Annotated in this window: 7 protein-coding genes; all 7 read right to left on the bottom strand. The window is 49.2% G+C overall.

From position 1 onward, the window contains the following. Positions 1–133: 133 nt before the first annotated feature. From rsxA to F7D20_RS10670, 7 genes are read right to left on the bottom strand one after another with little or no spacing between them, the layout of a single operon-like run. Positions 134–736 carry an electron transport complex subunit RsxA gene (gene rsxA, locus F7D20_RS10700; RefSeq protein ID WP_022251440.1) on the bottom strand — a complete coding sequence of 201 codons (603 nt, stop codon included), beginning with the start codon at positions 734–736 and terminating at the stop codon, positions 134–136. A gap of 13 nt (positions 737–749) precedes the next feature. After that, positions 750–1334: an electron transport complex subunit RsxE gene (rsxE, locus tag F7D20_RS10695; RefSeq protein WP_158464028.1), complete on the bottom strand. Its 585-nt coding sequence runs from the start codon at positions 1332–1334 to the stop codon at positions 750–752. Between the two features lie 6 nt (positions 1335–1340). Further along, a complete protein-coding gene (locus F7D20_RS10690; protein ID WP_158464027.1) occupies positions 1341–1973 on the bottom strand; it encodes an RnfABCDGE type electron transport complex subunit G in 633 nt (210 codons plus the stop codon). A 13-nt stretch (positions 1974–1986) separates the two neighbouring features. Beyond that, the gene (locus F7D20_RS10685; protein WP_158464026.1) at positions 1987–2988 is read right to left on the bottom strand and encodes an RnfABCDGE type electron transport complex subunit D; all 1002 of its coding nucleotides are present in this window, start codon (positions 2986–2988) and stop codon (positions 1987–1989) included. Between the two features lie 30 nt (positions 2989–3018). Beyond that, a complete protein-coding gene (gene rsxC / locus F7D20_RS10680; RefSeq protein WP_158464025.1) occupies positions 3019–4371 on the bottom strand; it encodes an electron transport complex subunit RsxC in 1353 nt (450 codons plus the stop codon). Further along, positions 4368–5285 carry a Fe-S cluster domain-containing protein gene (locus F7D20_RS10675; protein WP_158464024.1) on the bottom strand — a complete coding sequence of 306 codons (918 nt, stop codon included), beginning with the start codon at positions 5283–5285 and terminating at the stop codon, positions 4368–4370. Before F7D20_RS10675 ends, rsxC begins: the two co-directional genes overlap by 4 nt. A gap of 57 nt (positions 5286–5342) precedes the next feature. Beyond that, positions 5343–5756, bottom strand: coding sequence for a SoxR reducing system RseC family protein (locus F7D20_RS10670; RefSeq protein WP_022251446.1), 414 nt, complete (start codon positions 5754–5756; stop codon positions 5343–5345). Between the last annotated feature and the right edge of the window lie 473 nt (positions 5757–6229).

Here is a 6229-nt window from a genome sequence, read left to right as displayed (position 1 = left end):
GCTGCGACTGGAGTTAAACCAGTTAGGTTAGTGTCATGCCCGACACACAAAAAAGCCCCACAGAGTAGCCTTACGACTACACTGTGGGACTTAATATATCAACTCAACTTTCGCTGAGTTCGGAACCGTTGCTTTACTCGAGACCGAACAAGGCTCTCAAGCCACCGTCTACACCCGAGAAACCCATGAAGGCAAGACTCAGGAGAGCTGCTGTTACCATGACAATGGCGATACCCTGCATGCCCTTAGGAATGCGAACCAAAGCCTGCTGCTCGCGGATGCCGGCAAAGACAATGAGCGCCAAGGCAAAACCAAGAGCTGTAGAGAAGGCGTAAACCACACTCTGAAGCAGATTGAAGTCTTTCTGAATAACCAAAATGGCTACACCCAGCACGGCACAGTTGGTTGTGATAAGAGGCAGGAAGATACCCAATGCCTGATAGAGAGCTGGCGAAACCTTCTTGAGGATAATCTCCACCATCTGTACCAAAGCGGCTATGACAAGGATGAACGAAAGGGTCTGAAGATACTGCAAACCGAAAGCATCGAGCACGTACTTCTGAACACACCAGGTGATAATGGTTGCCAAAGTCAGGACGAAGGCAATGGCACCACCCATACCGATGGCGGTATCAATCTTCTTCGATACACCCAGGAATGGGCAGATACCGAGGAACTGCGACAAAACAATATTGTTGACGAATATCGCAGAGATAAATATCAATAAATATTCCATATATTACTCCTCCTTATTTCTTTACCTTATTAAATATTGCAATGATGTAACCCAAGGTGAGGAAGGCTCCTGGAGGCAAGATGAACACCAGAATGTTGGTGGTCTCTGGCAAAAGAGTTACTCCGAAGAGGCTGCCTGAGCCGAGAATCTCGCGTGCACAACCCAGAATGGTGAGACCGAGGGTGAAACCTAAACCTACACCGATACCGTCGAACAAACTTGCCACTGGCGAGTTCTTGGCAGCAAAACTCTCTGCACGACCCAGGATGATACAGTTAACCACAATCAGTGGAATGTAGATACCCAATGCCTGGTTGATGCTGTCGGGTGCATAGGCGCTCATAAACATCTGCAGAATGGTTACGAAGGCTGCTATCACTACGATGAATACAGGGATGCGAACCATATCGGGAGTGATCTTCTTGATACAGGAAATCACAAAGTTGGTACAAATCAGCACCGCCATAGTAGCCAGTCCCATGGAGAGACCGTTGATGGCGCTGGTGGTGGTTGCCAAAGTAGGACACATACCAAGGAGCAACACGAAGGTTGGGTTCTCCTTGATAATACCATTCATTAAAATCTTAATATTACTCATAGTGGCTTATCCTTTCTTTACTTTTGTGGCACCGCTCTTACCGTCTGTACCCTGCTGGGTATAGGCTGCGTATGCCTGGTTAATAGCCTTGAGGAAAGCACGACTGGTAATGGTAGATGCAGTGATGGCATCAACAGCATTGCCACTCTTGTCGTCCTTGCTCACGTGCAGGTTGCCATCCTTTGGTGTCTTGCCAATGATGCTGCCCTTGCCGTCTTTCTGGAACCAAGTGCTGGCCTTGGCACCAAGACCTGGAGTCTCTGAGTGCTGAAGAAGGGTGTAACCCAATATCTTGCCCTCTTTGTCGAAACCTACCAGTACCTTCAGGTCGCCACCAAAGCCGCCTGTGGTGCTCTCTACAGCTGCTCCGAGAGAGTTGCCGCTCTTGTCGGAACAAGCATGAACTATAAAGGTAACCTCCTTGCCGTCTATAGTCTGCGGTACCTCTTTTGGGGCAGCCACCTGCAAGTCGTCGGTTCCCATCACGCTCTTGATACCAGCTGCCAATGACTGCTCGGCCTTCTGAGCGATAGGTCCAGATGTGATATGGTTCACATAAGCGAGCACTGCACCTACAACGAGTGCCACACCCACCAATACGAGAACCATGTTCTTCAATGATGATTCTAATTTCTGCATGTCTCTATCCTCCTTATTTCTTTGCAGGCTTCTCACCGAAGCGCTTGGGTTTAACGTATGTGTTAATAAGAGGTGTGAACGCATTCATGATGAGAATGGCGAACGACATACCTTCTGGATAGCTACCCCAGTTGCGGATGATGACTGTCAGCAGACCAATGCATACACCATAGATGAGCATTCCCTTGTGGGTCATTGGTGATGTGACATAGTCGGTGGCCATGAAGATGGCACCCAACATCAAACCACCGCTAAGGATAACTGCAAATGGATTGGCATATACAGGGTTGGCCAAGTGCATCAAACCGCTGAATACAAACACGGTAGCGATGATGCTTACAGGAATGTGCCAGGTGATGACCTTCTTCCAGAGCATGTATGCCAAACCGAGCAAGAGGGCAATGGCACAAACCTCACCCGTTGTACCGGCACCGAAGCCCTCGCCTGTAGCACCAAAGAGAAGGCTCAGAGAGTCGGGCAACTGCTGAAGTACAGAGCTGTCGCCTGTCTTGATGGCTGTCTTCATGATAGCCAGAGGAGTGGCAGCTGTTGTGGCATCGGTATAGCTGAGCAGCTGTCCAGCCACAGGCCATGAAGTCATCTGTGCAGGGAAGCTGACGAGCAGGAAGCAACGACCTACCAAAGCGGGGTTGAAAGGATTGTTGCCCAAGCCACCAAAACTCATCTTACCCACACCGATAGCAAACAAGGCACCGATGATGATGATCCAAAGTGGAAGGTTGCTGGGCAGGTTCATGCCGAGCAAGAGACCGGTAATGATGGCAGAACCATCGAGCAGACTGGTCTCGGTCTTGAGAATATATTTTGTGATAGCCCACTCAAAGAAGACGCAGGCAGCCACAGAGGCAAGCAGTACTACTGCCGAACCCAGGCCGAAGAAATAGAAGGAGGCCAAGATGGCTGGTACGAGAGCTACGATGACTCCGTACATGTTCTTCTCCACCGACTCGTTGCCATGGGCATGTGGCGATAATGAAACGATTAATTTACTCATTTTTATTTCTGTTGGGAAGTTTACGATATATTACTTCTTTGTGTTGCGAGCACGGATAATACCCATCACTGCTGCCTTACCACCGATGATGTTGTCGAGGATAGGACGATGCGAAGGACAGGTAAACTGGCATGAACCGCAGGCGATACAAGAGGTTACCTCTTCTGCCTCCAAACGCTCATACTCCTTCATCACACTCAGTGTGGCAAGCAAGTAAGGCTCTAAGCCCATAGGACAGGCCTCCACACACTTGGCGCAACGGATACATGGCTCAGCCTTCTTGCGGTGAGCGTCGCCATCGGTCAGGACGGTGATGGAGTTGGTGCCCTTGGTGACAGGAACATCAAGGCTGATCACAGCCTTACCCATCATAGGACCACCTGCCAAAACCTTGTTGTCGCCCTCGGGCAGACCGCCACAAGCCTCTATCATCTGAGAGAAAGGTGTACCCATACGAACGAGGAAGTTGCCAGGATTCTTCACCTGCTTACCTGTAACTGTGGTGTAACGCTCGAACAAAGGCTTATTCTTCATAACTGCCTGATATACAGCAAAGGCTGTACCTACGTTCTGAACGATTGCTCCAACATTGACAGGGATAGCTGGAGGAGCAGGAACCTGACGGCGGATAACGGCATCAACCAACTGCTTCTCACCTCCCTGAGGATATTTCTTAGCCAAAGGCACAATCTCGATACGCGAATCGCCGGCTGTCTTTTCCTCGAAGAGCTTGATGGCTGCAGGCTTGTTGTCCTCGATACCGATATAGCCCTTCTCTACCTTGGCAGCCTTCATCAGGAGGTTCAAACCTACAAGAATCTCATCGGCATGCTCCATCATAAGACGGTAGTCGGCTGTGATGTATGGCTCGCACTCCACACCATTGATGATGACACACTCGGCCTTGGCACCTGGAGGAGGACACAGCTTGATGAAGGTTGGGAAACCTGCACCACCCATACCTGTGACGCCAGCCACCTTGATGCGGTTGACGATCTCTTCGGGAGTGAGCTCGGGATGAGATGCTATCGTCTCCAACTTTTCAGAACGGTCGATACTCTCCTCCCACTCGTCGCCTTCTACATTGATGATAATACAAGGCTTGCGGTAACCAGTAGCGTCGATAGACTGGTCTACCTTGAACACAGTTCCCGAAACAGAACTGTAGATAGGAGCACTGACAAAACCACCAGCCTCAGCAAGCAGAGTACCTACCTTCACCTTGTCGCCCTTGGCAACAACAGGCTTTGCAGGAGCACCGATGTGCTGACCAAGAGGGAAAATGGCCTGCTTAGGAAGGGCTGCCACCTGAGTAGCCATCTCGGCTGTAATCTTATTCTCTTCTGGGTGAACACCACCTATTCTAAATGTTCTCAATTTCATGCTTGTTCCTCCTTCTTTACTTCTGAAGTCTCAGCCTTGGGTGCTGCAGGAGCCTCAACGGGAGCTGCATCGGCTGGCTTAGCCTTCTTTACAGGGAAATTAACTTTCACGAGAGCACCTGTTGGGCACTCATCAACACACTTGGTACACATGCGACACTTGTTGAAGTCGACATAAGCCACATTATTTTCAATGGTGATGGCATCAAACTTGCAGACTTTCTGGCACTTACCGCATCCGATACAAGCAACGCTACAAGCCTTCTTGGCTACTGCGCCCTTGTCGTGATTGACACACTGAACATACACACGACGACCCTTAGGACCCTTCTTGCGAAGCTCAATGATGTGGCGCGGACAAGCCTTGGCACAGGCACCACAGCCAGTACACTTCTCCACATCCACCTCAGGAAGACCTGTCTCGGGATTGATAGAGATGGCACCGAACTGACAGGCAGCCACACAGTCGCCACAGCCCAGACAGCCAAAACCACAACCTGTCTCGCCTGCTCCACAAGAGTTCATAGCTGCACAGGTATGCAAACCATCATACTCGGCGATGCGAGGACGATGCTCGCAAGAGCCATTACAACGCACTACTGCCACCTTAGGATCGGTGTTGGCCACAGCGATACCCAAGAGATCGGCTACCTTGCCCATCACGTCGGCACCACCTACAGGACACATCAGTCCTTCGATGCTGCCGGCATCGGCTCCCTTGACCAAAGCTGCTGCCATACCGGAACATCCGGCAAAGCCGCAACCACCGCAATTGGCACCAGGCAGAATCTCGCCCACCTGACCTAATCGAGGGTCCTCATCGACGGCAAACTTCTTGGAAACTACGAAGAGAACCAATGCGGCAATAAGCGCAATGGCACCGAGCACCAAGACTGCAATCATAATAAAGTTCATAATCTTTGTATTTGTTTTAGTTATTAATATTATTACTTTCCATTGACCTATAGAGTTTTACTTCTCGATGGAGAAGCTGAGTCTGCGTTTCAGCTTGCCACGAAGCAGATACAGACATATATAATAAGGTATAAGTATGCCCAAAGAAGAAAGGGCTGCCATACCTTCTGAGCCAGAAACCTTCAATACTGTCACCAAGGCTACAACCATCAGGACCAAAGGCAGAAGATAACCATACCAACTGGCACGGAAGCCTACACTGGTATCGGCCAAAACTCTGACCGAGTCACCAACATGGTATTGAGAAGCATCTGATGTGGTAACTTCCACCAACTTCTCCTTGGTTTCGGAGGCATTGCAGTGTGAGGCTACCTTACAAGCGCTACAAGCCGATGACTGGAGGATGCGCACACGTACTGTTGTGCCATCGACGCCATCGACTACACCGGAATGTTTTATCTTATTGCTCATGCAGTAATTCTTGTTCTTGTATCTTTTTGTCAACCCTGTTTGACTTGCTGTTTTGCTAAGTCGAGTTTACAAAGCTATTTTCAATGCAAAGATAATACATTATTTATAATTGGCAAACAAAAATATGTTTTTTTCAAAAAAAAAGAAACGCAAACGTTTTCTTTGTTTGCGTATACTCTGTTTTTTCGGGATCAAAGGCAACTACTCTGTTCCCCAAACAGTAATGAGTAATTACTTGAATACAACAATATGTTTCGACCTGTACGGTTGGCACACCCAGAAGATCCAGAAGCTCTCCAACAGCACGCCCTGAACCAACGGTCACCGGCTGAAGGGAAAGGTAAAAGGCAGAAGCTCTTAGCCCAGGGAGGGCACTGAAAAGGTAGAAGTTCTCCAACAGCACGCCCCGAAAGGTAGGGTGTTCAAAATTCGAATCAAAAATCCGGTATAAAAAATGGTGTTATTTCGGTGCA

The organism is Segatella copri, from assembly GCF_009495355.1.
Taxonomy (GTDB): Bacteria; Bacteroidota; Bacteroidia; order Bacteroidales; family Bacteroidaceae; genus Prevotella.
The sequence above is the reverse complement of the archived record's forward strand: the minus strand, read 5'-3'. Positions and strand labels throughout refer to the sequence as shown.